This window comes from Actinomadura sp. NBRC 104412, assembly GCF_030269515.1.
Classification (GTDB): domain Bacteria; phylum Actinomycetota; class Actinomycetes; order Streptosporangiales; family Streptosporangiaceae; genus Spirillospora.
The window spans coordinates 166163-190246 of sequence record NZ_BSTM01000013.1; the positions used below are offsets into that span (position 1 = coordinate 166163).

Here is a 24084-nt window from a genome sequence, read left to right on the forward strand (position 1 = left end):
ACTCGGCTGCCGAGAGGACTGCCGAGAGGGAAGGACTCGCCGGACCGGTGGCCGTACGCATCGCGGTTGTCGACCCCCTGCCGATGTTCCGGCGCGGGGTCGCCGCCGTCCTGGCGGCGGACGGGCACACCGTGGAGACCCCCGCGGACGTGGTGGCGTGGTCCCGCCGTTGGGAGGGCGCGCTCGTCCTGCTCACGGTGGTGTCGGAACGCGACTGGGAGATGCTGGGGCGGCTCGGCGCCGTCGAAGGCGGGGGATCCGTCATCACGCTGATGGACGACGCGTCCGCGGTGGCCGGTGCCCGTGCGGTCCGGGCCGGTGCGCGCTCCGTGCTGCCCCGGGACGTCCCGGACGCGACGCTGCGTCGCGCGGTGGCCGCGACGATCGACGGTCAGGCGGTGCTGCCCGCGGCCGTCCCGGTGGCCCTCGCCGCGGATCCGCGCTCGGCGGAGCGGATCCCGTCCGCGGACCAGGTGTCCTGGCTCCGGCGGCTGGCGGCGGGCTCGACGGTCGCCCAGCTCGCGGACGAGGCCGGGTACTCCGAGCGCGCGATGTTCCGGTTGTTGCAGTCGCCGTACCGGCAGATTGGCGTGGAGACCCGGCTTCAGGCGATCATGCGCGCGAAGGAGGCGGGCTGGTTCTGAGCGTCCTCAGCCGGGGAGATCGTCGATGACCCCGCTCAGCCCGCCCGGGCGGCTGCCGCACTGGTCGAGCCGTGTGAAGAGGACCTTCAGCCGCTTCTCCAGCGCCGGGACGGGCGGGGCGATCTCGCGCGCCTTGCCCAGCGCCGTGAGCGCCTCATCGACCGCCTCGTCCAGGGCGTACTCGCTGTGCAGGTGCCGCCCGCAAACGGCGAAGCTCCTGTAATGCCACGCGGTGAAGTCCCGTTCGTTGTGGTCGATGCGAGCGGACGCCTCGTCGCCGAGCCGCTGGAAGAGCCGCTCCGCCTCCGGGTCGCGCCTCTGCCGCGCGACAAGAGCGCGCAACGCCAGCACGACGAGCGAGCGGCGGTTGCGCCGGTAGCGCCATGCGCCATTGATCGCCTGATGGACCCCCCTGCGCTCGCCCCACTTCAGGTAGATGAAGGCCAGCGTGGTCCGCGCCTGCATCAGGGTGACCGGGTCCTGCGCCCGGAGCGCCTCGCTCTCGGCCTCCAGCGCCGCCCGCTCGGCCGCTTCGAGGTCGTCCCGGTCGAAGAGCAGGTCCGCGCGCACGTCCAGGTAGGAGGCGCGCAGCCGGTCGTCGGATTCGAGTCCTCTCCGCGCGCTCTCCAGCAGCGTCTCGGCTTGGTGCGCCCGTCCACGCTCGGCGGACCAGCGCGCGAGTTTGAGCGCGATCCTGACGCCGGGAGTTCCGGCGAGGTACCGGGCCTCCTCGGCGCAGCGGACCGCCTCGTCGTAGTCGCCGTTACGCCGGTGGCAGTCGGCGATGCCCTCCAGCGCGGTCATCCTGTCGTCCATCAGGTTCAGCCGCGTGGCCTCGTCCCGCGCGAACTCGTAGTGGCTCAGCGCGCCGAGGACGTCGTCGCGCTCCCAGCACATCCCCGCCAGGTTCCCGTGGAGTTTCAGCTTGCTGCCGGGGTCCTTCAGATCGTCGGCGAGCTTCATGGCCCTGCCGTAGGCCGCGTTCGCCTTCCCGAATGCGCCGAGTGACGCGTAGATCCAGCCGAGGGCGCTCTCGTTGGCCATCTCCTGATGTTCGTGCGCGAGCCGCCCTCTGATCTCTTCGCGTTGCGGGAGGAGCAACTGCCGACTGTTCCACCTGGCCAGCAGCTCGTGCAGGAGTTCGATCTGGTTGTGGGCCGCGCCCGGCTCACCGGCGCACAGCAGCGCCCGGAGTTCGGCGAAGTGGACGCGAAGGTCCGCGACACCTCGCGGGTCGTCGTTCCGGAACCGCCGCAGGACGTGGGCCGCGAAGAGGTAGCGGTCGGCCCGCGTCTCCTCGCTCGCCATCCGGCCGAGGATCAGCCGGCCGTCCTCGGACGGGATGGCGTACTGGTCGCCTTCCAGGCGGTGGACGACCTGGTCGGCCGCGAGGGTCGACAACGCCTGCCGCACCTTCCCCGGGCGGTGGCGACCCGGTGAGATCTCCTCGAGCAGCCCGACGACCGCCTCCTCGGGTACGGGCGTGTCGAACGCGGCGAGGGCCTCCAGCACGCTCCGTTGCAGTTCGGTGGCATGCTCGACGATGAGCCCGGTCAGGAACGCGGGCACGTCGTCGGCGTCCCGGCCGCGCAGCCGCTCGGTGAGGGCGGGGAGGTCGAGACCGCTTTCCACGACCACGACCACCGCGTGCACGAGTTCGGCGAGCCGGGGATTGCCCCGCAGTCGGCCGTACAGCACCGCGCGGCCGCTCTCGGACAGCATCTCCGGATCCGTCCGGCGGGCGCGGTCCAGGCTCGCGAGGTAGCGGAAGAACTCGCGTCCGGGCAGTTCGCCGACGTGAATGGGGTCCGCGGCGGTGGGCCATGTCGCGTTGGCGGGGGAGGCCGGCTCGTGACGGCTCACTAGGAGCACCGCGACGCGGTGTCCCCGCTCGCCGGCGATCAGTTCCAGCGCGTCGTCCAGATCCGGGTCCGCCAGCGTGCCGGTGGCCGGGTCCAGCAGTTTCTCGGCGGAGTCCACGGCGACGACCACAGGCGTTCCGCCGTTCTCGCGCAGCGCGAGCTCCAACCGGACGAGCGAGGAACCCCGCGGCCCGCCGGCGACCGGCCGTGGCCGCCGAGCGGTCCTGGAGGCATCGTCGTCGCGGACGTAGCGGATCAACGTGCTCACGTCCAGCCGATCGGCCGTGCGCACGTCGTGCCGGTGGACACGCGGGGCGGCACCGCCGGACGCGTCGGCCGGCAGCGCGCCCAGGGCGGCGTCGACCAGCCTCGTCTTGCCGATGCCGCGGGTCCCGCGGACCACGACGACGCCCCAAGGGCCTCTGGTCAGCCTGGCGACCAGGTTCCGTACATCACCGTGGCGATCCACCAGCCCCGGTATCTCCTGGACGGCGACACGCGGCCGTGCCCCGACAGGCTCACCGAGGTCCGACTCCGGGCGTTCCCCGAGATAGTGCGTGGCGGCGAGCGCCGCCACGTGGAAGCACCATTCCTTCGCCGCGTCCTCATCCTCGGTGCGCAGATCCCGGCCCAGGTGTACGAGGCCCGCGCCCACCAGCGACAGCAGGCGCTGCTCCTCCCACTGCGAACCCATTCCCTTCGCACGGGCCAGTCCTCTGGTCTCCGTACGGAGGGCCTCGCTTAGCTTCTTGATGTGGCGGACGGCCTGCGGGGTGTCCCTCGTGTCCGGCGCCACGACGACCTCGGCGAGCGCCCGGCGGAAATCCGGATGGAACTGGTGGAACCTGTCCAGGGTGAGCGCGACCAGCAGGTGCATCGGGTCGCGCGCCAAGGGCGCCTTGTCGGAGTAGCGGTCGTAGTCGATGAGAAAATACTCGTCGGCCGGCCTCTTCGACCCGTTGACGACGAGGATGTTGCGCCCGCTGAGGTCTCCGTGCGCCTTGCCGATGATGAGGTCCTCGACCTCCCGGCCGCCCTCCGCGCCATGGACGAGCCGGAAGGGATTGGCCAGCGGCGCCGGCCAGCCGGCTCGCCGCACGCTGGGCAGGGCGCCGTCGAGCGGGATGCGGGAGTCGATGTGATCGCGGGCCCATCGCTCGGCGGCCTCTTTGCGATGCCGCATGATGCCGTTCAGCAGTTCGCCGACCATCACCAGGGCCTGCTGATCGGTGCGGAGCCTGCCTTCGTTCCACCGCGAGATGATCGAGCAGACGATGGCCGCGCATCGCTTGGGGAACTTGACATGGTCGAAGTCGTCCCCCAGCGGGCGGATGTCACCGAGGTCGCCGCCGGCGATGTGCAGGAAGACCATGGACCAGGTGCCGAGGCGGACGATCTGCTCCTCCGCGGCGGCCAGCCGCTTCTGGAAGTCCCCCGCGTCCTCCCACCCTCGGCGGATGGCGTCGGCCTTCGTGCGCCCGTCGCGCGAGAAGAACTTCAGGACCACCTGGTCGGTGTCGCCGTTCTCGCGCACGCGCACGGCGCGGGCGACGGGGGAACCGCTGCGGCCGTCGGTGAACCATCCCCGGTGACCGAGGAGGATCCGTTGCCCGTCCGCCCATTCCGCCAGGTGCCGGGTCACCTCCTCGCCCAGCTCCGTTCTCCATCTCTCCGGATCCCGCAGCCCCATGCCACCTCCCGGGCCGAGCGGACGGCTACCTGAGAATCTAGACGCGCCGGATGGCCGACCGCATGGCCGACGAAGGACACCACCCGTTCTCCCGCTCCTCGTTAGCATTGCGCGCTATGACCGACAGGAACGTGCGGCGGCATGCCGCGCGGATGGCGGACCGGCTGGAACCCGGCGAACATCTAACCAAGGTCGAGTCGGTGACCGGCCCGCTCAAGGATGGCGCCGTGCCGGACGGTCCGGTCGTCGGGGCCGCGGACACCATCGCCAAGCGGTTCCGGAACGAGGTCCAGAGGGAGCAGCCCTGGCTGCTGTGCGTCACCGACCGCCGGCTCCTGTTCACCTGGATCACGGCACGGCCGATCGACCGGACGGTGCCCCTGGACGACGTGCTCGGCCTGGAGCGGCTCGGGCGCCGGGGCCTCGGGGTGCGTTTCAGCATTCACCTGCGAGACGGGTCGCATCTGGACTTCGCCGCCACGAAAAAGGCGTTCTCGCGCTTGTCCGACGCACTCGGCGGCTTTCCGGCGGGATAATCGACCCCGTGCCGATCGCGCCGGCTCGCGGTCGCGGCATTCTTTTCCGTTGCAGGGACGGGGCTGGGGAGGGCGGCGATGCCACCGACGGATTCGGCCGAGCCCGGCGATCCGGCCGCCCTAGGGCCGTACCGGGTGACGGGGCGCCTCGGCGAGGGCGGCCAGGGAGTGGTGTTCCGCGGCGAGGGCCCGTCCGGGGAGCAGGTGGCGATCAAGCTGCTGCACGCCCGGCTGGCCGCCGACTCCAGGGCCAGGAGCCGGTTCGTGCGGGAGGTGGAGGCCGCCGAGCGGGTGGCGAGCTTCTGCACGGCCAAGGTGCTGCACGCCGACGTGGCCGGCGACCGGCCGTACATCGTGAGCGAGTTCGTGGCGGGCGTCTCGCTGTACGAGCTGGTCACCCGGCAGGGGCCGCGCACCGAGGGGGCGCTGGAACGGCTGGCGATCGGCACCGCGACCGCCCTGGTGGCGATCCACCAGGCCGGACTGATCCATCGCGATCTCAAGCCGCAGAACGTGCTGCTGGGACCGGACGGCCCGCGGGTGATCGACTTCGGGATCGCCAAGGCGCTGGACTCGGTGGGCTCGCAGACCAGCCAGGTCATCGGCACCCCGGCGTACATGGCGCCCGAGCAGATCAGGGGCGAGACGCTCACCCCGGCGGCCGACGTGTTCGCGTGGGCCTGCACGATGGCGTTCGCGGGCACGGGCAAGGCCCCCTTCGGCCACGACGCCATGCCCGCCGTCATCAACCGCATCCTGCACGAGGAACCGCGCCTCACCGGCCTGCCACCGCGGCTGGAATCGCTGCTGCGCGCCTGTCTTGACAAGGACCCTGCGGGGCGGCCCACCGCCCGGCGATTACTGGCGGCTCTGCTCGGCGAGGACGATGACGAGGGCACCGGCGACCTGCTCACCCAGGAGACCGGCCCCGTCCCCGCCGCACCGCCCGTCCCCTCCGCGCCACCTGTCTTCTCCGCGCCATCCGCACCCGGCGAGCCGCGGCGTCCGGCCGGGGCCATGGTCTGGGCGGTGCCGGTGATCCTTCTCGTGGTGATCGCGGCTCTCGGCGGCGCCCTGGCCATGAGCGTCCTCGACGGCGACGACAACGGCCACGCGGGCACGACGACCGGCCGCCCCCTGGCCGGGGACCGTACGACCTCTCCCCCATCGCCTTCCGAAACCGCTTCGCCCTCGCCTTCCCCGTCATCGTCCCGGCAGCCCCGGACCTCCCCGCCGGACGAAGGTTTCCCGGCCGGGTACGCCGGAACCTGGGTCGGCGTCATCACCCAGAGCGACGGACGCACCTGGTCGATCCGGCTCACCCTCCGGGCGGGCGAGACCGTCGGCCGGGTGCACTACCCCAGCCCCGGCTGCTCGGGCACCCTCACCCTGCTCGGCCGATCCGGCGACACGCTCTCCCTGCGCGAGGACATCCTCCAGGGCCGGAACGCCTGTACCGACCACGGCGCGGTGACCCTCCGGCTGCGGCCGAACGATGCCATCGCCTTCGCCTACTCCGCCGTACGCGACGTCGGCACCGGCAGCTACACGGCCAACGGAGTGCTGCGGCGCTCCTAGGCCGCATCGATCCTCCGGGGGTCTCGCCACGCGCGTGGTCGCGAGCCACCCGGCAAAAGATCGTATTTTGCCGATTTTGCGGGGCTTTGCCGGCCGCCGGTGGGTAGCCTCGCCCTATCCCCCCAGCACCCGCGGACACCCCGGACGAAAGGCCCGTCGTGACCGGCGACTCCCCCTCCCCCGAGCAGGCAAGCCAGCAACCGAAGCTCGACATCACCGTGCCGCACACGGCCCGCGTGTGGAACTACTGGCTGGGCGGCAAGGACAACTACGACGCCGACCGGAGGCTGGGCGACCAGATCCAGGCCCTCATCCCCGACATCGTCGCCTCGGCACGCGCCGACCGCGAGTTCCTCTGGCGCGCGGTGACCCATCTGGTCGGCGAGGCCGGCATCCGGCAGCTCCTGGACCTGGGAACGGGCCTCCCCACCGCCGCCAACACCCATCAGGTCGCCCAGGGGATCGCCCCGGACTGCCGCATCGTCTACGTCGACAACGACCCGCTCGTGCTGGTGCATGCGAAGGCCCTGCTGACCAGCAGCCCCGAAGGCGCCACCGACTACATCGAGGCCGACGTCCGCGACCCGGACACGGTGCTGGCGGGCGCGGCCGGAACGCTGGACTTCACCCGGCCGGTCGCGATCATGATGCTGGGGATCCTGAACTTCATCGTCGACGACGACCAGGCGCACGACGTCGTCCGGCGGTTCCTCGACGCCGTCCCGCCGGGCAGCCATCTGGCGATCGCCCACCCGACCGGGGAGGTCAACGGGGAGGCCGCCCAGCGTGCCGTGGACATGAGCAACGAGGCCGGGGTCGCCCCCATGTGCCTGCGCAGCCGGGAGCAGCTCGCCGGCTTCTTCGAGGGGCTGGAACTGCTGGAACCCGGCGTGGTGTCGTGCTCGCGCTGGCGTCCCGCGGTCACCGAGGCCGGCGGCGGGCTGCCGCCGGAGGTGTACCAGTTCTGCGCCGTCGGCAGGAAGCCCTGACGCGTCCCACGTCGCGGGCGGCTACGTCCCAGGTAATCGCCCTGGTTACGGGACGCTCCTAGCGTCGTGGACATCGGGACACAGATCTTCTGGAAAGGGGACTGCGATGACCACGACCTCGGACCGGCGCGCCGCCGGGACGTTCGCCGGCGCCCGGCTCTCGCCGCGCCCGGTGCTGTGGCTGGACGCCGCCGTGACCGGCGTCAACGGCCTGCTGTACCGGGCCCTGGCCGGTCCGCTCGAAGACCTGCTCGGGCTGGACGCCGGGACCGGCCGCGCGATCGGCGCGTTCCTGCTGGCGTACGCGGTCGCCGTGTGGGCCGTCGCGATGCCGGCCCGTCCCGCGCGCCTCGCGGTGACCGCCGTGGTGGAGGCGAACCTTCTGTGGACGGTGCTGAGCGTCGTCACCGTGGTCGCGGGCTGGTTCTCGCTCACCACGGCGGGATCCGTGTGGGCGGTGCTCCAGGCGGTGGTCGTCGCGGGCTTCGCCGCGCTCCAGTACGCGGCTCTGCGCCGTACCTCGTGAGGCCACCGGCGGCCCGCCCGGAAAAGGGACACCGCGAATTCGAGTCAATCGCCTATTCGAGAGATTCCTCCCACAGGTGAGATGGACGGCGGCACCCATCGGATCGCCGAAAAGCACCGGTGAGAGTATCGAATAAAGGCGTGAACCGCGCCCCTTTAAGGGACATGTCCGATCTTTTCGTGAGTCAAGTTCTTGACGCGATGTTGATCATGGCCTGACTATGTGAATCGTTCGCTCGGGCACGCCCCCTTTTGTTCGTGGAAGACCCACGACCCGACAGGAGGAACCCAGAAGTGCGATTCATCGGAACGGCGATGATCACGGCCGGAATGGGCCTTGCCGCCCTTGGCGTGGCCGGCCCCGCCTCGGCGGCTCAGCAGCAGCCCATGGACGGGATGAGCAAGCCGACGGGCTGCCGCTACGAGGTCACGGCCAGCGCGTTGCACGTGCGCGAGAAGCCGCAGGGCAAGATCGTCGGCAGTCTGCCCCGTGGCAGGAAGTTCACCGGTAGCTGCAAGACCACCAGGGGCTACGTCCAGATCTTCAGCGTCGTGCCCAGCAAGTTCAACCACAAGTGGGTGTACGGGCGCTACGTCAAGAGGATCCCGCACGGCGGCATCCCGGCCGGTGCCGGTGGCGCCTCCGTGTCGCCGGACTACCTGATGGCCGGCGCCGGGCTCGGCGCGATCGCCCTCGGCGGCGGGCTGGTGCTCACGCGGCGTCGCCGGGTCTCGGTGGACAGCTGAGCGCATGGTCCGGTACAGGCGCGGCGGCCACCTCCGTTACCTGCAATGGGGAGTGGCCGCCGCCCTCATCCTCGGCGGCGGCTGTCTGTTCGTCGAAGGGCTGCGTACCAGCGCGCCGCCACGGCCGCCGGCGGCGGTGGCGGTGGCCACCGCCCCCGCGCCGGGGCCGGCCCCGACCCGCGCGCTGCCGCGATCGGCTCCGAAACGGATCGAGATCCCCCGTATCAAGGTGCGCGCCCGCGTGACCGGGCTCGGCCTCGACCGCGACGGGACGCTGGCCGTCCCCCCGCTGAGCCGGGTCGACGAGGCGGGCTGGTACGAGGAGGGGCCCTCACCCGGCGAGCCCGGCCCGGCCGTGATCGTCGGCCATGTCGACTCGCGCACCGAGGCCGGGGTGTTCTACAAGCTCGGCGCCCTGCGGCCGGGGGCGCTCGTCCGGGTGCACCGCGAGGACGGCACCGGCCCGCGGTTCAAGGTCTACCGGATCGAGAGCCGGCCGAAGGACGACTTCCCCACCGACCGGGTGTACGGCGACACGGCGCGGCCGGAGATCCGCCTGATCACGTGCGGCGGACGGTTCGACGGCGACCGCGGCCACTACACCGAGAACGTCATCGTCTACGGGTACCTGCTCTGACCGCGTTCGCGGCGGACCCGCCGGTCAGCTCCTCAGGAACGCCAGCAGGTCCTTGTTGAACATCTCCTTGTAACCCGGGACCAGGGTCAGGCCGTGCGGGCCGTCCTCGAACACCTTCAGGGTCGCGCCGGGAATGATCTGCACGGCCTTGCGGGAGGTGGCGTCGATCGGGACGATCTGGTCGTCATCGCCGTGCACCAGCAGCGTCGGGATGTCGAACGCGCGCAGGTCGTCGTGGAAGGCCGTCCGGGCGAAGGCGTCCACGCACTTCACGCCCGCCTGGATGCTCTCCTGCATCCCCATGTGCCAGAACGCGTAGCGGTTCCCCTGGGTGACGCGGTTGTCGGGGCGGTTGGCGCTGAAGAACGGCTCGGAGGCGTCCATCCAGTACTGGGAGCGTTCCCCGAGGATGCCCCGCTTGATGTCCTCGAAGACCTTCTCCGGTACGCCCTCCGGGTTGTCCGGGGTCTTGATCATGAGCGGCGGGATGGCGCCGACCATGACCGCCTTGCGCACCCGGGACGAGCCGTGCCTGCCGATGTAGCGGGCCAGCTCGCCCCCGCCCATCGAGTGCGCGACCAGCGTGAGATTCCGCAGGTCCAGCGTGTTGATCAGGTCGTTGAGGTCGTCGGCGAAGGTGTCGAAGTCGTAGCCGTCCCAGGGCTGGCTTGAGCGGCCGTGGCCGCGCCGGTCGTGGGCGATGCCCCGGAACCCCGCGTCGGCGACGCACTTCATCTGGTCGTCCCACGCGTCGGCGTTCAGGGGCCACCCGTGTATGAACAGGACGGGGTCCCCCTGACCCCAGTCCTTGTAGTAGATCTCCTGATTATCGCGCGTGGTGATGAACGGCATCGATTCCCCCGATGTGCCTTCGTGGTCGTCGTACCGCACCGCTATACCCGGACCAACCACACAAGATAGACAAGCCGGGGTCGCCCAATCTTTACCTGCACACCGGACACCGCATACCAGACGCCCCTTAGCGAACGCCGCACACCGGAAACCGCACTGCGGCGGCGGGGATGAGGCTTCACCGGTATCGCCTCATCCCCGTCGGTTGATCGGCCGCACGCCCCCGCTGTCGGCGACCACGCCGCGTTCAGGCCCAGGGGCGCGGGAAGGTGTCGCCGTCCAGGCGGTCCCCGGGTGCGAGGCCGAGGTCGTCGGTCACCGGGTGGGCGGCGCCCGAGTAGGTGGTCTCGGCGTCGATGTAGATGGTGACGTGCGCGAGCCGGGCCGTCCCGGTCTGGTTGGGCAGCGCCATGTGCCCGGTGTAGCCGCTGTGGAAGGTGCAGTCCCCGGCTCGGAGCGGGAGGGTGACGCGGGGCACCCAACGCAGGGACGGGTCGGCCTCGAACAGGTCCTCCGAGTCGTGCAGGTCCTGCGGGCGCAGGTCGGTCCGGTTCTGGGTGCCGGGCAGGAAGGTCATGCATCCCCGTTCCGGCGGGACGTCGACCAGGGCGATCCAGGCCGACAGGGCCAGGCGGTCGCCGGCGTGCGGCCAGTACGGGCGGTCCTGGTGGAACTCCGTGGCCGCGTTGCTGTGCGGCTCCTTGACCAGCATCTGGTCGTGCCACAGCCGCAGCGGGTACCCGGCGAGCTGCTCCGCGATCCGGCCGAGCCGCGGGCTCAGCGTGAGCTCGCGCAGCACCGGGTCGCGCCGCCAGACGTTGACGAGCTGGCTGAACACGGCGCCGGTCTCCAGGCTCTCGGAACGATGGGCCTCCAGGTAGCCCTCGGCGGCCGTCCTGAACCGCTCGACCCCGGCCTCGTCCAGGACCCCGCGGATTCGGACGAAGCCGTTCTCGCGGTAGGCCGCCACCAGCTCCTGCGAGACCCGGCCTTCGGCGTCCACATCGGTGATCGTCGTGTCGCTCATCATGGGAAACCTCCTCGATCGGTGTGCGTCCAGCCTCACCGGGAGGCACCGCCACGGGCTAGGCCGATTCCGGCGAACAATCGTACGATCCCGACATGGTGACCACCCTGCACGAGCAGGCGCTGTTCGCCGGCGGACCCATCTGGGGCGGACGGCACCGCCTGACCGCCGGCGTCGAGCCGCACACCCACGACTTCCTGGAGATCGCGATCGTCGGGCCGGGCGGCGGGCGCCACGTCACCAGCGGGGGCGAGCGCCCGCTGCGGCACGGGGACGCGATCGTGGTGCGTCCCGGGGCATGGCACGCGTTCCGGGACTGCGCCGACCTCACCGTCGCGAACTGCTGCCTGTCGGAGCGCGCCCTGCGCGCCGAGCTCTACCAGTTGCCGGCGCTGCGGAGGCTGCTGTGGACGGACCCGGTGGCGTCGGGGGCCCGGGGCGTGGCGGTCCGGTCGATCGACCCTGCGGACGCGGACGAGGCGATCGCGCAGATCGAACTGCTCGAACGCGACCTGGAATCCGGCCGCCGCCCCGGCAGGACGCTCGGCCGCCTGATCACCGTGCTGGGCATCCTGACCGACGGCACCGACCGCGACGGCCCCGAGGACGCCGGTCTGGAGGCGGCGGTCCATCCCGCCGTGGCCGCGACCATCGCCCGTCTCGAAGCGGCGCCCTCGGCCCCGTGGCGGCTGGACGAGCTGGCGGACGCCGTCAACCTGGACCCCGCCTATCTGGGACGGCTGTTCCGGCAGTACCTCGGCCTCTCGCCGCTCGGCTTCCTGGCCCGGGTACGAGCCGAGCGGGCGGCGTCGCTGCTGGTGAACTCGGCGCTGCCGGTGGCGCGGATCGGGGCGAGCGTCGGCTGGGACGACCCGACGTACTTCGCCCGGCGTTTCCGGAGCCTGGTCGGGCTGACCCCCACCGAGTACAGGCGGCGCAACAGGTCCGGCCCGGCGGCGCGGTAAAGCGCGACCGCGTGTCCGGCCGTTCCGTTCGCGTTTAGGCGCGATCGGCCGGTTCACGAATACCCGCGACGCGCACCACGATGTCGATCATCAAATGACGTGGGATGGCCGGTTGATGCCTTTTCTCCGGCGTGGTCTTGCTCCGATGGCCTCCGGGCGTAATCTCCTGCCAGGACAAACGGGGGTCCCATGGTGAAGCTGGGCGTCGGGGAACAACGGCGGCTTCTCGACGTCCTTCTGGAAATCGAGGAACTGTCCAGCAGCGAAGGACGCAGGAGCACGGGGAACCACTGGACGAGCGAGCCGCCGGCTCCGGCGCGCAGTTCGGGCCTGGGCCGGGCTGCCGCCCCGGGACCGGCAGCGCCTCGACCGGCAACGCTCCGACCCGCGCGCCGAGGGGCTGGCCTTCGAGACCACCTTCACCTGCCTCCGCCAGATGGGCGCCCGCCTCAGAAGCATCTTCTCGCCGTGGTGGTGACCAAGGCGGACCTGCTGGCGAGCACCGGCGTCGCCGACCGGATGCCGGACGGGGAACATGTGCGCGACTGGCTCTGCGACCCCGACGGCCTGGGGCTCGGGAACACGGCCAGGCTCGCGGAGCAGTACTTCGGCGAGGTCGCCTACTTCAGCACCGCCGCCGTGGACGGCGAGGCCGGGACGGACCCGAGCGTCCTGCGCCTGACCCACTGGATGCTGGAGCGCCAGGGCATCCTCTACACCCGGGAATCCCATGCGTGACAAGCCCTACGCCTCTGCCCGGCTGCTCGTCCTGATGCTGAGCCTGACGATCGCCGTGGCCGTGCTCGCGCTCCTGCTCCGCCTCTGCGCCCCGCTCCCCTAGCCGTCCGGTGCGCGTGGCACCGCGTCCGGCACCGGTCTTCAGGAACGGGGGCTGATCGTGAGGGCCGTGCGGTCTCCCTTGGACTCGCCGAGGTCGATGCGGATCCCGCCGGTCTGGATGTTGCCGCCGCCGCTGATGGACGAGGTGAAGCCCGTGGTCGTGTTGGTGATCGAGAAGCGCTCGCCCGCGCTGAGGACGAGCAGCGGGCCGGTGTCGAACTTCTTGTCGAAGCGCAGCTCGTCGCCCCGCTTGACGACGACCTCGCAGGTGCCGTCGCGGCAGGCGTCCAGGTTCCGGCCGTCCGCGGCGTCGTCGAGGGACGCCGGGGTGGGTGTCGGTGACGGCTGGGGAGCGGTGCTGGTCGCCGGGGCGGCCTTGGGAGTGGCCGGTGCGGGCGGGGGCGCCGGCGACTCGTCGTCTCCACAGGCGGTGAGCAGGAGGACGGGGAGCAGGGCGGTGGCGTAGAGGCCCTTGGAGGTGACGATCACGGGACGACCTTACTCGCCTACTGTGCGTGTTGTCCCCATTTTCGCGGCGACTCGCGTCAGGAGCCTCCCGTCCCCCGCCGGGGGACCGGTCACCCCGCCGGAAGGGTGCCCGTCCAGGTGAAGTCCGCCGCGATCGGGAAGTGGTCGGACAGCATGCGGCCACGGTCGTCCCGGAACCCGGCGTCGAGGTTGGCGTAGCGGGTGGCGTCGAGCGTCACCCCCGTGCCGCTCCTGTAGAGGATCTTGTCGACCACCTCGCACTCGACGCCCGGGTCCGTTGCCGGGCAGCCGAGGTCGGGCGTGCCCGGTGCGGGCGCGACGCCGCCGCGGACGAGCCGTACCCACACGTCGGTCAGGCCGTTGTCGGCGGCGAACTGGGCGATCCTGTCGCCCGTCCGGGTGTACCGGGTGTTGGTGTCGCCCATGACCAGCACGGCGTTCCCCGCCGAATGGGCGCGGATGTAGGAGGTCAGCTGGGCGAGGTTGCCACGGCGCGCCCACTCGTCGCCCGCCGTGTCCCCCGCGTCGGCGTGCAGGTTGTAGACGTCCAGGTGAACGCCCTCGGCGAGCCGTACGCGGAGGAAGGTGAAGCCCTTGGGTGTCAGGCAGTCGGCCTGGTTGATGAAGCAGTGGTCCCAGGTGATCCGGTCGAGGTCGCTGTAGGGCTGGTGGGACAGGCTGTTGAGCCCGCTGCCGAAGCCCGCGCCACCCGTGGTCGGCGTCCGGTACGCGTGGTCGTCGGCCGCGTACAGGTACGCGTGGTAGTTGAAGTCCTCCTGGACGTTGACGATGTCGAATGGGCCGATCCGCTGCCCGATGGCGGTGGTCGCGGGCGCCCGCGGCTTCGGCGCGCTCGACAGGAAGTCGGGGAGACCGGCGATGTTGTAGGTGAGCACCCTGAAGGTTCCGGAGGCGAGGGCGCCCGCGTGGGCGGGGGACGTCCCGGCGAGGGGAACGACGGCGATCAGGGCGGCGAGGGCGGACAGGACGGCGAGGACGGGAATGCGGGGACTCTGACGCACGGGGAGCTCCGAGCCCATCGGTGAGGCCCATCTGTGAGGAAGGTACGGACTACGGGGACTACGGCCGCAACGTAACCCAGCCCCCGGACGCCGACAAGCGGCGGTCCCGGCGCCCGGTGAGGCCGCCGCCCGCCGCGGCGAGGCCCGATGACCGCGCCGCCGCGGACCGTGGGACGATCACCGCATGACCGCCGACGCGCAGGCCATCCGGCCGAACACCTGGACGCCCCTCCTCGGCACGGACGTGGAGATCCTCATCGACGGCGTCGCGGGCGGCCTCCAGGTCGAAGCCGAGGGGTACCGCAACGCCCGCGGCGAGACGCTCGCCCAGTTCACCCTCGCGCTGAACACCGGCGAGAGGATCGCGATCCGCGCCCCCGCGCAGGCCGTGCTCTGGGTGGACCCGCCCGTGGACGACTCATGACCCGCACCCTCGGCGCCCTTTCCGTCAAGGTGCGTCCGGTTCGTTTGTTAACGTTGCCGAATGACGGACATCTTCGATGACCTCGCCGCCGAATACGAGCAGCTCGACCGCGTTCTCGGCGTGCTCACCCCCGCCCAGTGGGACGACCCGTCGGCCGCCGAAGGATGGAGCGTCGCCGACGTGGTCCTGCACCTGGCGCAGTCGGAGGAGCTGGCCGCGGCCTCGATCGCCGGGGACGAGGAGGCGTTCGCGGCGGCACGTCCGGGCGAGGTCGACGACTCGGCCGCCAGCCTGGTCGTGGCGCAACGCGGCATCTCCCCCGCCGACCTGCTGGCACGCTGGCGCGCGGTCGCCTTCCCGCTCCCGCAGGCGTTGCGCGCCCAGCCCAAGGGCACGCGCCTGCGGTGGGTCACCAACAACATCTCCCCCGCGGCCCTGGCCACCACGCGCCTGGCCGAGCACTGGACCCACGCGCACGACATCACCGACGCGCTCGGCATCGCCTACCCCGACACCGCCCGGCTGCGTCACATCGCCTGGCTGGGCCACCGCACGCTGCCCTACGCGTTCGCGGCGGAAGGCATCGACGGCGGCCCGGTGTACTGCGAGCTCACCGCCCCCGATGGCGGAACCTGGACGTTCGGTGACCCTGACTCGCCCTCCACCATCACCGGCACCGCCGCCGAGTTCTGCCGCGTCGGGGCCCGCCGCCTTCCGGCGGCCGAGTCGGCGCTGAAGGCGACAGGGCCGCACGGACCTCAGGCGCTTGCCGTCCTCAGGAACTACGCCATCTGAGTCGGAGGAGGCGGAGAGGGTACCGCGCCGCGGCGGCCGCCGGTCAGGACTGCTTGAGCGGCGTGCCGTAGGTCTCGCCGAACGCGATCTGCTCGACCGGCAGCCGCGACAGCTTCGCCGGGAAGCCGCGCGCCGGGTAGCCGACCGCGATGTGCGCCGCGGTGATCACCCCGTCGGGGATGCCCAGCAGCTCCTTCACCTGCGGCTCGTAGTGGCAGAGCAGCGTGGTGACGGCGGTGGCGACGCCGTGCGAGCGCAGCGCCAGGCAGAAGCTCTGCGCGGTCGGGTAGATCGAGCCGCCGCCGACCACGCTGAGCCGGTCCAGCTCCAGGTCGGTGGGGTGCAGCCCGTCCAGCTCGGCGCAGAGGACGGCGATGGCCGGGACCTCGTGCAGGTGCTCGGCGAAGTGGTCGGCGTCGACGACCGCCTTCGGCAGCGCGCCGACCGCGACGTCACCGGACTCGATGCCCGCCAGGTACGCCTTCCAGGGCTCCAGGTACCAGTCGCGCAACCGCCGCTTCTTCTCCGGGTCGCGCACCACCACCCAGCGCACGGGCTGGCGGTTGCCGCCCTGCGGGGAGAACCGGGCCGCGTCGAAGGCGTCCAGCAGGATCTCGTCCGGCACCGGGGCGGTGTCGAAGTAGCGGCAGGTCCCCGTGGTCTTCAGGGCCTGGATGACGTCCATGAAACCTCCATGTGGGGGGAAACGGAGTGGGCCCGGAGTGGGCCTGAGGCCCGGCCGCCGAGGGGACTCAGCGCTTGCGGCCTACGCCTGCGTACATCCAGATCCGGTCGAGGTCCTCCGGCAGCGGCCCGTCCGGGCGCCAGAGCGGGGACTGGACGAGGCCGGGTTCGAGCAGCTCGAAGTCTCCGAAGAGCGCCTCGATCTCGGCCTTGCCCCGCGGCACCGCGGGCGCCTTCGCCTGACCGTAGGTGCTGGCGACCTTGAGCACCTCGTCGGTGCGGAAGTCGTGGGTGGGGTGCGCCAGGACCAGGTAGCTGCCGGGCGCCATGACCTCGCGGATCGGCGCCACGATCTCTTCGGGGTCCTTGTCGGGGACGAACTGCAGCACCGACACCAGCATCGTCGCCATCGGCTTGCTGAAGTCGATGAGCTCGCGCACGTCCTCGCGGTGCACCAGTTCGGCGGAGTCGCGGACGTCGGCCTGGAGCACCCGGGTGTCGCCGTCGGCGCTGCCGGTGAGCAGGGCCCGCGCGTGAACGAGCACGATCGGGTCGTTGTCGACGTACACCACGCGGGTGTCCGGCGCGATCTCCTGCGCGATCTGGTGCACGTTGTGCTGGGTCGGCAGGCCCGCGCCCAGGTCGAGGATCTGCCGGATGCCCTGGCCCACCACGTGCCGTACGGCGCGCCGCAGGAACGCGCGGTTCTGCCTGGCGATGGACCGGATCTCCGGTGCCGACTGCAACGCCGCCTCGGCGGCCTCGCGGTCGGCGGTGAAGTTGTCCTTGCCGCCCAAGTAGTAGTCATACATCCGGGCGGGATGCGCTACGTCGACGTTCAGCTCGAGGGGAGCTGCATCCTCCTGCATGACCTGACCTCCAGCCGGCGGCTCGCCAGCGGTAGCGCACCACAACTTCGGGGGGCACGGCGCATTGCGCGGTTGCGACGTCCCGGCGGAATCGTAACGCCCCCATGATTGCAGGCGCACCGATTCGCGGACCACGAACACGGCCCAAACCGGCGCCAAAAGGCGATCTCCGTCGAGCGGGGCTTCAAGGCCGGGGACGGAGGGCCGGGTCAGGCGATCCAGCCGTCGGCGCGCGCCTCGTCCAGTGCCTGATCGGCGTTCCTGTCGCCGAGCATCTCCAGTCCGCGCACCGCCCAGAACCGCAACGAGTCGTCCACGCTCCGCAACTGGCCGCGGAACACGTCCAGCGCCTTCGGCGAGCGGGCCTCGGCGATGAGCTCCAGCAGCCAGCAGCGCAGGTCGTGATCGTCGCGTTCGGCCTCGAACTCCGCGATCAGCTCGTCGACGTAGGCATCGGCGTGCTCGCGCAGGAAGTCGAACGCGTCCTCCCGTACCCGCAGGTCGTTCTCCCGCATGCGGTGCATGGCCTGATCGAAACGGCGCCGCGACATACGCCGACCCTAGGGGCGCCCACCGACATGCCGGCGCACCGGCCCGGACCACCGGAAAAAGGGAAGGTGGCGGCGGCGACGGCGGGTTAGCGTCGGCATGTGGAAAGCCCTGTGGACAACGCGATGACGATCACCTGGCGCCGGCTGGCCGAGCCGGACTTCCCCTTGCTGAGCCGGTGGCTGGCCGAGCCACATGTGGCCAGGTGGTGGAACCACGAGACCTCGATCGAGGCGGTGACGCGCGACTTCCTGCCGGCGACCAGGGGCGAGGACCCGTCCGAAGACCTGCTCGCCTTCCTGGACGGCAGCCCGTTCGCCTTCGTGCAGCGCTGCCGGCTGCACGACTTCCCCGAGTACGTGACCGAGCTGGCGGCCGTCGTGGACGTCCCCGACGGGGGGATGACGATCGACTACCTGATCGGTGATCGCGGGCTGACCGGCCGTGGCCTCGGACCCGCGCTGATCCGCGCGGTCGTCGCGGAGACCTGGGAACGGTATCCCGAGGCCACGGCGGTCATCGTCCCGGTGCCGGCGGCCAACCGGGCCTCCTGGCGCGCGCTGGAGAAGGCCGGCCTGCGGAGGGTCGCGGAGGGCGAGCTGGAGCCGGACAACCCCATCGACGACCGATCCCACTACGTGTACCGGATCGACCGGCCGGCGGCCTCCTAGAGCCCGGCCTCCACCCGGCACCCGACCACAACGTGTATGCAATCTCGTGGAAATATTCGGGTGTTCCCTTGTGTATGCCGTCCGTCATGGAATAGATGTATACAACCCGCCCCGACGCCGTGGTAGAGGGAGGCCGTGTGCGCTACAGACTTGGCGTGGACGTCGGCGGGACGTTCACCGACATCCTTCTCATCGACGAGGAGACCGGGCAGACCTTCCGGGCGAAGACCCCCTCGACGCCGCACGACCAGTCGATCGGCGTCGTCGCGGGGATGCGCAAGGCCGCCGCGGAGGCCGGCATCGACCCGTCCCAGATCGGGCAGGTGCTGCACGGCACGACCGTCGCGACCAACGCGATCCTCGAGGGCAAGGGCGCCAGGGTCGGCCTGGTGACCACCCGCGGGTTCCGGCAGGTGCTCCAGATCGCCCGGTCCTTCGTCCCCGGCGGGCTGGCGGGCTGGATCATCTGGCCCAAGCCCGAGCCGCTGGCCGCGCTGGAGAACACCATCGAGGCGATCGAGCGGATCGGCGCCGACGGCTCGGTCGTCACCCCGCTGGACGAGGACGACATCCGCGAGGGGCTGCGCCGGCTGCGCTCACGCGGGGTGGAGGCGCTGGCCGTCTCGCTGATCAACTCCTATGTCAACGGCGCGCACGAGCGCCGGATCGCGGAGATCGCCGCGGAGGAGCTGCCCGGGGTGCCGGTGTCGGTGTCCTCCAGCGTCCTGCCGGAGCTGCGCGAGTACGAGCGGACGATCACCACGGTGGCCAACGGCTATGTCCAGCCGCAGGTCGCGCGCTACATGGAGGGCCTGACCGCCAAGTTCGCCGACGGCGGCGTGGACGGCGGCCTCTACATCCTGCGCAGCGACGGCGGCCTGGCCTCCGCCACGGTCGCCGCGCGGAACCCGGTGTCGATGCTGCTGTCCGGCCCGGCCGGCGGCGTCAGCGGGGCGATCTGGGCCGCGAACCAGGCCGGGTTCCGCGACCTGCTCACCTTCGACATGGGCGGCACCTCGACCGACGTGGCGCTCGTCCAGGACGGCACGGCCAGGATCGGCCGCGAGACCAAGGTCGGCGACCTCACCGTGCGGGCCGCGTCGGTGGATGTGCGGACGGTCGGCGCGGGCGGCGGCTCCATCGCCCACGTCCCCGAGCTCACCAGGGCCCTGCGGGTCGGGCCGCAGTCGGCGGGCGCCGAGCCGGGCCCGGCGGCGTACGGGGCGGGCGGCACCGACCCGACCGTGACCGACGCCAACGTGGTGCTCGGCTACCTGCCGGCCGAGCTGGCCGGCGGTGAGATCACCCTGGACCGGGAGGCGGCGCGGCAGGCGGTCGCCACCGTGGCCGAGGCGATGGGCCTGCCCAGCGTCGAGGCCGCGGCGCAGGGCATCATCGACATCGTCAACGAGAACATGTTCGGCGCGATCCGGCTGGTCTCGGTGCAGCAGGGCTTCGACCCGCGGGACTTCGCGCTGGTCGCCTTCGGCGGCGCCGGGCCGCTGCACGCCAACGCGCTGGGCCGGCTCACCGGCGCGTGGCCGGTCATCATCCCGCCGTCCCCCGGCGTGCTGTGCGCGTACGGCGACGCCACCACCAGCCTGCGGGACGAGGCCGCGCGGACCTACATCCGGCGCTTCTCCGAGCTGACCGACGCCGAGCTGCACGGCATCCTCACCGAGCTGGCCGAGTCGGCCGCGGCGACGCTGGAGGCCGAGGGCGTTCCGCGCACCGACCACACCGTCACCTACCAGGTGGACCTGCGCTACCACGGGCAGGGGTTCGAGATCCCGGTGCCGGTCGACATCGGCGTCTTCGACGGCAAGTCCGACGACGGCGCGGGGCTGGCCGCGCTCGGCAAGGCGTTCGACGCCGCGCACGAGCAGCTGTTCTCCTTTCTGCTGAGCAACGAGCACGAGCTGGTCAGCGCGCGCGCCGCCGTCAGCGGCCCGCGCCCGAACGTGCTGGCCGCGCGGCTGCCCGAGGGGGACGGCGACCCGTCGGCCGCGGTGACCGGCACGACCCGGCTGTACGTGGAGGGCGCCGAGGCCGAGGCGAAGGTCTACGACCGCACGCTGCTGCGCGCCGGCGACGTGATCCCCGGTCCCGCGATCGTCACCGAGATGGACTCCACCACCCTCGTCCTGCCCGGCCATGCCGCGACCGTGCACGTCGGCGGCAGCCTGCTGATCCGCCCGGAGGCATGACATGGCACAGATCATTCAGAGCACCACCGAGCCCCTGCCCCGGGTCGAGGTGGACCCCGTCACCGTCGACATCATCGAGAACGCGCTGCGCAACGCCCGGTACGAGATGGACGAGGTGCTGTTCCGCACCGCCCTGTCCCCCGGCATCCGCGAGCAGCACGACGAGTTCCCGCTGATCGGCGACCCCGAGGGCAGGATGGTGGTCGGCCAGTTCGGGCTGTCGATCCCGGCGCTGCTGGACCGGTTCGACGGCACCATCGAGGAGGGCGACGTCCTGCTCACCTCCGACCCGTACTCCTGCGACGGCGCGATCAGCCACGCCAACGACTGGCTGGTGGTGATGCCGGTCTACGTGGACGGCCGGGTGGTCGGCTGGGCGTCGATGTTCGGGCACATGTCCGACGTCGGCGGCAAGACGGTCTGCTCGATGCCGACCGACGCCCACACCATCTACGAGGAGGGCGTGGTCATCCCGCCCTTCAAGCTCTACAGCAAGGGCGTGCTGAACGAGGACGCGCTACGGATCATCCTCAACCAGGTGCGGCAGCCGGACTGGAACCGGGCCGACCTCAACGGGATCGTGGCGGCCTGCCGCACCGCGTCCCGCCGGATCCAGGAGCTGTGCGCGCGGTTCGGCGCCGACACCTACGTGTCGACGCTGGAGGCCCTGCTCGACCGCAACTACCAGGCGATGAAGACGCTGCTGACCACGCTGTTCGAGGACGGGGAGACCCTGTCCTTCTCCGACTACATCTGCGACGACGGCGTGGGGCACGGCCCGTACAAGCTCACGCTGTCGCTCACCCGCACCGGGGACAAGGTCCTGCTGGACTTCACCGGCAGCGACCCGCAGTCCCCCGGGCCGATCAACTACTACATCAACCCCAATCTGGCCCGGATGTTCTTCGGCATCTACATGATCACGGTGGCGGACCCGCAGATCCTGTGGAACGACGGGTTCTACCCGCTGGTGGACGTGAAGATCCCGGACAGGTCGTTCTGGAAGCCGGAGTTCCCCGCGGCGCTCAACGCCCGCAACCACGGGGTCGGGCGGATCTTCGACCTGTTCGGCGGGCTGCTCGGCCAGAAGACCCCCGACCTGCTGAACGCGGCCGGGTTCTCGTCCTCGCCGCACTTCATGTACTCGGGCCACTACTCCGACGGCGACCGTAAGGGCGAGTGGTTCCAGCTCTACTCGATCGGCTTCGGCGGCATCCCGGGGCGGCCCATCGGGGACGGGCCCGACGGCCATTCGCTGTGGCCCTCGTTCGTGAACATCCCCTGCGAGTACCTGGAGTCGTACTACCCGTTGCGCATCGAGCGCTGGGAGACGGTCCCGGACACCGGCGGCGCCGGTCTGCACCGGGGCGGCAACGGCGTGGACGTGGCGTACCGGTTCCTGGAGCCGGGGACGATCGCGATCCACGACGACCGGTGGCTCACCTACCCGTGGGGCGTCAACGGCGGCGACCCGGGCGCCCGCGGGCGCAAGTGGATCGAGCGGGCCGACGGGACCGTCGAGGTGCTGCCGAGCAAGGTCCATGACGTGGCCGTGGCCAGGGGCGACGTCCTGCACTTCGTCACCTGGGGCGGCGGTGGCTGGGGGGATCCGCTGGCCCGCGACCCGGAGCTGGTCGCGCTGGAGGTGCGGCGCGGGCTGGTGTCCTCGGAGGGCGCCAAGCGCTACGGCGTGGTCGTGTCGCCCGACGGGGAGCTGGACCTGGACGCCACCGCTGCGCTGCGGGAGCGGCTGCGCGGGGAGCGTCCCGCCGAGCTGCCGGTGTTCAACATGGGCCCGCCGCTGGAGGAGATCATCGCCAACTGCGAGGCGGAGACCGGACTGCCCGCGCCCAAGCCCCCGGTCCCGGCATGACCGGGGACGACGGCCTGTCGCGTGACTACGCCTCGGCCGGGTTCGGCCGCTCCCTCGACTGGGGCGCCTCGCCCGCGGTGATCGTCATCGACATGGTGCGGGCGTACTTCCAGCCGGGCGCCGAGCTGTACATGGGCACCCGCGACTGCCTGGACTCGGCCGCGCGGGTGATCGACGCGGCCCGCACCGGCGGCGTCCCGGTGCTGTTCACCCGGGTCGCGTACGGCCCGGACGGCGTGGACGGCGGGCTGTTCTACCGCAAGGTCGGGGCGCTGCGGCACTTCGCCGCCGGCGCCCCGGACGCCGCCCTCGGGGAGATCATGCCGGAGGTCGCGCCGCGCCCGGACGAGCTGGTGCTGGTCAAGCAGTACGCGAGCGCGTTCTTCGGCACCTCGCTGTCGTCCACGCTCGCGGCGGCGCGCATCGACACGCTGGTGATCTGCGGGGTGAGCACCAGCGGCTGTGTGCGCGCCACCGCGGTCGACGCCATCTCGCACGGCTACGTCCCCATCGTCGTGCGGCAGGCCGTCGGCGACCGCGACCCCCGGCCGCACGAGGCGAACCTCTTCGACCTCCAGGCGAAGTACGCGGAGGTCCGCGACGAGGCGGAGGTGGTCGAACGGCTGAAGGGCCCGCCGCGATGACGGCGCCGGGCGCGCCGCTGGACCGGAAGGCCGAGGACCGCGGCCGTCTACGCCTGACGGGATTGGCCGTAGATCCGGCACGGACGGCCCATCACCTCGGCGTCCCGAAGGAACTCATGCCCGATGCGCTCCGCGACCCGCACCGACCGGGCGTTCTCCGGGGCGATCAGCGAGAGCACCTCGTCCGCGCCGAGCTCGTCGAAGCAGTAGGCCACGGCCGCGCGCGCGGCCTCGGTCGCGTAGCCCTTCCCCCACGCCTTCCTGGCCAGGCACCACCCGACCTCCAGGCCGGGCCAGCCCTCCGGCCGCCACGGGCCCGCACGGCCGACGAAACGCCCGGTGCCCTTCTCCAGGACGGCCCACATGGAGTAGCCGCGTACCTCACGATGGCCGATGATCATGGCGAGGTTACGCCACGCGTCCGCACGCGACATGCCGCCCTCGGCGCCCAGGAAGTGACCCACCTCCGGGTCGGCCATCATCGCCGCGTAATCGTCGAAGTCGTCCCCCGTCAACGGGCGCAGCACAAGCCGCGGCGTGCTCACGTAAGGGTCGCTGGGGTCCAACTCCTGCCTCCGGGGGTCACGCATCGACGGGCAACGGTTGCCATTGTGGCCTGCCCGCTCCCCGTCGCCCGGCTCAGGAGGCGCGGAGGGCGCGGAGTGATTGCTTCAGGGAGCCCAGTGTGCTGAAGACGGCCGTGGGCTCGTAGCCGCAGTGCGCCATGCAGTTCGCGCAGCGTGCCTTCGAGGACCATGGTGAAGTTCTCACGAAGGGCTGACGCGGACGGCCGCCTACCGGCTCGGTTCAAGCCCACGGACGTCCGCTCGGGCGATCGGAGAAGAGGACCAACGCGATCAGGGCACCCGCCTCGATCTTCCGTCTCGCCGTCCGGGGGCGTGGGCGAGACCTGCGTTGCCAGCGGGCGGGGCGTTGTGGTCGGCTGTGGCCGTGAGCATCGATCA

25 protein-coding genes are annotated in these 24084 nt (G+C 71.4%); 15 read left to right on the forward strand and 10 right to left on the reverse strand.

The genetic code is table 11. The features are described from left to right. Nucleotides 1-47 precede the first annotated feature (47 nt). Entirely contained in the window at nucleotides 48-644 is a 597-nt protein-coding gene (locus tag QSK21_RS18500) for a helix-turn-helix domain-containing protein (RefSeq protein WP_285697333.1), read from the forward strand. 6 nt (nucleotides 645-650) lie between these two features. On the opposite strand, the gene QSK21_RS18505 is transcribed toward QSK21_RS18500, so the two are convergent. Next, nucleotides 651-4196 carry a tetratricopeptide repeat protein gene (locus QSK21_RS18505; protein WP_285697336.1) on the reverse strand — a complete coding sequence of 1182 codons (3546 nt, stop codon included), beginning with the start codon at nucleotides 4194-4196 and terminating at the stop codon, nucleotides 651-653. Nucleotides 4197-4312: 116 nt separating this feature from the next. Here QSK21_RS18505 and QSK21_RS18510 point away from each other — a divergent pair, with 116 nt between their 5' ends. The 6 genes from QSK21_RS18510 to QSK21_RS18535 all read left to right on the forward strand — a co-directional run bounded on the left by QSK21_RS18510 (nucleotide 4313) and on the right by QSK21_RS18535 (nucleotide 9208). Beyond that, entirely contained in the window at nucleotides 4313-4732 is a 420-nt protein-coding gene (locus tag QSK21_RS18510) for a hypothetical protein (RefSeq protein ID WP_285697337.1), read from the forward strand. A gap of 78 nt (nucleotides 4733-4810) precedes the next feature. Further along, on the forward strand, nucleotides 4811-6310 hold the full coding sequence (locus QSK21_RS18515; RefSeq protein ID WP_285697338.1) for a serine/threonine-protein kinase: 1500 nt from the start codon (nucleotides 4811-4813) through the stop codon (nucleotides 6308-6310). A gap of 158 nt (nucleotides 6311-6468) precedes the next feature. Next, on the forward strand, nucleotides 6469-7299 hold the full coding sequence (locus QSK21_RS18520) for an SAM-dependent methyltransferase (protein WP_285697339.1): 831 nt from the start codon (nucleotides 6469-6471) through the stop codon (nucleotides 7297-7299). Between the two features lie 106 nt (nucleotides 7300-7405). Further along, nucleotides 7406-7825 carry a hypothetical protein gene (locus QSK21_RS18525; protein ID WP_285697340.1) on the forward strand — a complete coding sequence of 140 codons (420 nt, stop codon included), beginning with the start codon at nucleotides 7406-7408 and terminating at the stop codon, nucleotides 7823-7825. 293 nt (nucleotides 7826-8118) lie between these two features. After that, nucleotides 8119-8571, forward strand: coding sequence for an SH3 domain-containing protein (locus QSK21_RS18530; RefSeq protein WP_285697341.1), 453 nt, complete (start codon nucleotides 8119-8121; stop codon nucleotides 8569-8571). A 4-nt stretch (nucleotides 8572-8575) separates the two neighbouring features. Then, nucleotides 8576-9208, forward strand: a complete 633-nt coding sequence (locus QSK21_RS18535) for a class F sortase (protein ID WP_285697342.1) — start codon at nucleotides 8576-8578, stop codon at nucleotides 9206-9208. 24 nt (nucleotides 9209-9232) lie between these two features. Here QSK21_RS18535 and QSK21_RS18540 read toward each other — a convergent pair whose 3' ends face one another. Together QSK21_RS18540 and QSK21_RS18545 are read right to left on the reverse strand one after the other, a co-directional pair. After that, entirely contained in the window at nucleotides 9233-10060 is an 828-nt protein-coding gene (locus QSK21_RS18540) for an alpha/beta fold hydrolase (protein ID WP_285697343.1), read from the reverse strand. 247 nt (nucleotides 10061-10307) lie between these two features. After that, nucleotides 10308-11090: a phytanoyl-CoA dioxygenase family protein gene (locus QSK21_RS18545; protein WP_285697345.1), complete on the reverse strand. Its 783-nt coding sequence runs from the start codon at nucleotides 11088-11090 to the stop codon at nucleotides 10308-10310. Between the two features lie 92 nt (nucleotides 11091-11182). Between QSK21_RS18545 and QSK21_RS18550 the strand changes: the two genes are divergently transcribed. Next, nucleotides 11183-12052: a helix-turn-helix transcriptional regulator gene (locus tag QSK21_RS18550; RefSeq protein WP_285697346.1), complete on the forward strand. Its 870-nt coding sequence runs from the start codon at nucleotides 11183-11185 to the stop codon at nucleotides 12050-12052. 468 nt (nucleotides 12053-12520) lie between these two features. Further along, complete coding sequence (locus tag QSK21_RS18555) at nucleotides 12521-12790, forward strand: hypothetical protein (RefSeq protein WP_285697348.1); 270 nt, start codon at nucleotides 12521-12523, stop codon at nucleotides 12788-12790. Between the two features lie 141 nt (nucleotides 12791-12931). On the opposite strand, the gene QSK21_RS18560 is transcribed toward QSK21_RS18555, so the two are convergent. After that, nucleotides 12932-13381 carry a hypothetical protein gene (locus QSK21_RS18560; protein WP_285697349.1) on the reverse strand — a complete coding sequence of 150 codons (450 nt, stop codon included), beginning with the start codon at nucleotides 13379-13381 and terminating at the stop codon, nucleotides 12932-12934. An 89-nt stretch (nucleotides 13382-13470) separates the two neighbouring features. Continuing rightward, on the reverse strand, nucleotides 13471-14403 hold the full coding sequence (locus QSK21_RS18565; RefSeq protein WP_285697351.1) for an endonuclease/exonuclease/phosphatase family protein: 933 nt from the start codon (nucleotides 14401-14403) through the stop codon (nucleotides 13471-13473). Nucleotides 14404-14587: 184 nt separating this feature from the next. Between QSK21_RS18565 and QSK21_RS18570 the strand changes: the two genes are divergently transcribed. Both QSK21_RS18570 and QSK21_RS18575 read left to right on the forward strand, forming a co-directional pair. Next, nucleotides 14588-14827, forward strand: a complete 240-nt coding sequence (locus QSK21_RS18570; RefSeq protein ID WP_285697353.1) for a hypothetical protein — start codon at nucleotides 14588-14590, stop codon at nucleotides 14825-14827. A 60-nt stretch (nucleotides 14828-14887) separates the two neighbouring features. After that, entirely contained in the window at nucleotides 14888-15622 is a 735-nt protein-coding gene (locus QSK21_RS18575; protein WP_285697354.1) for a maleylpyruvate isomerase family mycothiol-dependent enzyme, read from the forward strand. 43 nt (nucleotides 15623-15665) lie between these two features. Here QSK21_RS18575 and QSK21_RS18580 read toward each other — a convergent pair whose 3' ends face one another. The 3 genes from QSK21_RS18580 to QSK21_RS18590 all read right to left on the reverse strand — a co-directional run bounded on the left by QSK21_RS18580 (nucleotide 15666) and on the right by QSK21_RS18590 (nucleotide 17726). After that, nucleotides 15666-16307, reverse strand: coding sequence for a nitroreductase family protein (locus QSK21_RS18580; protein ID WP_285697355.1), 642 nt, complete (start codon nucleotides 16305-16307; stop codon nucleotides 15666-15668). Nucleotides 16308-16374: 67 nt separating this feature from the next. After that, nucleotides 16375-17175 carry an SAM-dependent methyltransferase gene (locus QSK21_RS18585; protein ID WP_285697356.1) on the reverse strand — a complete coding sequence of 267 codons (801 nt, stop codon included), beginning with the start codon at nucleotides 17173-17175 and terminating at the stop codon, nucleotides 16375-16377. A 209-nt stretch (nucleotides 17176-17384) separates the two neighbouring features. Beyond that, nucleotides 17385-17726: a HEAT repeat domain-containing protein gene (locus QSK21_RS18590; RefSeq protein WP_285697357.1), complete on the reverse strand. Its 342-nt coding sequence runs from the start codon at nucleotides 17724-17726 to the stop codon at nucleotides 17385-17387. A 99-nt stretch (nucleotides 17727-17825) separates the two neighbouring features. Here QSK21_RS18590 and QSK21_RS18595 point away from each other — a divergent pair, with 99 nt between their 5' ends. The 4 genes from QSK21_RS18595 to QSK21_RS18610 all read left to right on the forward strand — a co-directional run bounded on the left by QSK21_RS18595 (nucleotide 17826) and on the right by QSK21_RS18610 (nucleotide 23119). After that, nucleotides 17826-18395, forward strand: a complete 570-nt coding sequence (locus QSK21_RS18595; RefSeq protein WP_285697358.1) for a GNAT family N-acetyltransferase — start codon at nucleotides 17826-17828, stop codon at nucleotides 18393-18395. A 137-nt stretch (nucleotides 18396-18532) separates the two neighbouring features. Continuing rightward, complete coding sequence (locus tag QSK21_RS18600) at nucleotides 18533-20602, forward strand: hydantoinase/oxoprolinase family protein (protein WP_285697359.1); 2070 nt, start codon at nucleotides 18533-18535, stop codon at nucleotides 20600-20602. Between the two features lies 1 nt (nucleotide 20603). Next, entirely contained in the window at nucleotides 20604-22475 is a 1872-nt protein-coding gene (locus QSK21_RS18605; protein ID WP_285697360.1) for a hydantoinase B/oxoprolinase family protein, read from the forward strand. Continuing rightward, nucleotides 22472-23119 (forward strand): isochorismatase family protein, encoded by a 648-nt coding sequence (locus QSK21_RS18610; protein WP_285697361.1) that lies wholly within the window; start codon nucleotides 22472-22474, stop codon nucleotides 23117-23119. The genes QSK21_RS18605 and QSK21_RS18610 overlap by 4 nt, the downstream gene beginning before the upstream one ends. A gap of 47 nt (nucleotides 23120-23166) precedes the next feature. Here the strand turns inward: QSK21_RS18610 and QSK21_RS18615 are convergent, their stop codons facing one another. Next, nucleotides 23167-23664 carry a GNAT family N-acetyltransferase gene (locus QSK21_RS18615; RefSeq protein ID WP_285697362.1) on the reverse strand — a complete coding sequence of 166 codons (498 nt, stop codon included), beginning with the start codon at nucleotides 23662-23664 and terminating at the stop codon, nucleotides 23167-23169. Nucleotides 23665-23758: 94 nt separating this feature from the next. Next, a complete protein-coding gene (locus QSK21_RS18620) occupies nucleotides 23759-23890 on the reverse strand; it encodes a DUF3463 domain-containing protein (protein ID WP_285697364.1) in 132 nt (43 codons plus the stop codon). Between the last annotated feature and the right edge of the window lie 194 nt (nucleotides 23891-24084).